The 1,773-nt window shown below is 59.4% G+C and carries 1 protein-coding gene and 1 pseudogene; one reads left to right on the forward strand and one right to left on the reverse strand.

The genetic code is table 11. From position 1 onward, the window contains the following. Nucleotides 1–682 precede the first annotated feature (682 nt). Nucleotides 683–1,144 (reverse strand): CAP domain-containing protein, encoded by a 462-nt coding sequence (locus tag ACWCO2_RS36730; RefSeq protein ID WP_450132412.1) that lies wholly within the window; start codon nt 1,142–1,144, stop codon nt 683–685. Between the two features lie 381 nt (nt 1,145–1,525). On the opposite strand from ACWCO2_RS36730, the pseudogene ACWCO2_RS36735 reads away from it, so the two are divergent. After that, nucleotides 1,526–1,773: pseudogene (locus tag ACWCO2_RS36735) on the forward strand (transposase); the annotation flags it as partial.

A 1,773-nucleotide genomic window follows, 5' to 3' on the forward strand; every position in this document is an offset into this window, starting at 1 on the left:
GAATGGAACGCCGACCCCAAACCCTTCGTCTGGACCAAAACCGCCGACGAGATCCTCGAAACTCTCGCCGCATACTGCAGCCGAATTAACGACTCGGCACACTAGGGAACAAAGTCACCGCGCTCACGTGCACAGCGCTTCGGGTACCCAGCGAACGATTGCCCGCCTACGCGCCCGATCTCTACCTGGTGGAAGCCCTGTGGTCCAGCATCAAAGGCGTCGAACTGGCCAATCTCTGTCCGGACACGATCGACGAAGCCATCACGCTCACCAAGCACGGGCATCGACCGCATCCGCGCAACCGAGCACCTGCCCCACTCGTTCCTCCAACACGCCGGACTATCGCCCTAAAATAGATCAATGGGCCTGTAGCGGAAACGGTGTTTCCACTGCAGGCCCTCAACGAAGGGCACGTCCGTTTGAGGATTTCGGCGCGTGCCTGGTGGAACGCGATGGGGTTCGGCGCGTGAAGCCAGCGACGTCCAACGGGCTGCGCCGAGGGCATGATCAGTATTGGCGGACCTACTACAAAACGCCGCACATGGTTGAGCGCTGTATCCAGATTTCGATAGATCTGATCACCTTTGACGGTTCCGGTAGCAGTGGAGCGGAGAAGACCAGCAAGGTGTCCAGTTTACTGAAGGCTTTGGCTGGCACGCTGTTCGGGGGACGATCAGTGAAGTCATCTCGTGCCCATGTCTAGCGTCCAGTAGTGGCCCCATGGACCGCCTTCATAATACCCTAGACTTGCCTCCATTGTTTCACACCTGAGGATGGCATTGCGGTGCCCCCAGCCAAACGGCTCATCATCTTGCATCCAGAATCTCACCGCCGCCTCTGCGGTGGTGAACCCTACGGCTACGTTCTCCGCCCGCCAGGCGTGATAACCTGCCTGCTCCATCGGCTCCCCTGGCTCCCAAACCAATTTTCCGCTAGGGCCGCGGTGCATGTTTTGATCGGCGTTAACCCAATCCCTCGGTTGGTCTTTCAAGTAGGCGCAGTGGGCGCTTGCTATATCTGTCAACGTCGATGAAAAGTTGAAACCCCTTGCGCACCCAGTCATTGCTGCGCCTGCGGAATTTCCGTGAGGCGGGTATTTTTCTGGATGTTGTCGTGCGTCGTTGATCAAGTCGAATTCCATCATGTCGACCACCGCCGTCGAAATTTGCTGATGCGTTTTAGGCGCCCTCCCGTCCTGGTTTTCTTGTGACCTAGCAAACAAATCGTCGCATGGCGAAGGCGAACCAACTAGGGACGCAGGTCCTTAACGGAGCTTGCACCAAGCCCCTAGTTGTACTGACCGCGGGGCCCCTCATACGAGCGACCCCGGACGTTCATAATCAACACGATGGTCCCGCGCGCTAGACGTCGGCCGCCCCTATTGCGAGGTCAGCCAAGCTTCACGGTCGCAACCCCAGCAGCTACCACATCCAAAACGAGATCGCCGAGCACGAGGCGCTGGACCAGTTAGCGGCCTTCAACCTCCTGGCTCGCTGGTCGAAGTCCGGTCAATGGTCAACCGCGCCGCGTCTATGTGCCCGCCGACCAGCTCGACGATGATGCTCGCCGCACCGCACTGGGAATCGGCGGTACAACCAGGTTCCGGACCAAACCCCAGCTGGCACAAGACATTCTCGCCGACATGGTCGCCGACGGCTCGATGCCGCCCTGGGCTGCAGGCGACGAGGTCTACGGCCGCTCCGGACAACTACGCGAGTTCCTGGAAGACAACGAGACCGGCTATGTGCTGCGGGTCGGGTGCGCCTTCCATAC

Source organism: Saccharopolyspora sp. NPDC002376 (assembly GCF_053593195.1).

Excerpts from the sequence above, each read along its gene's own strand:
- ACWCO2_RS36730 (WP_450132412.1), bottom strand. The coding sequence starts at position 1,144 with ATGATGGAATTCGACTTGATCAACGACGCACGACAACATCCAGAAAAA.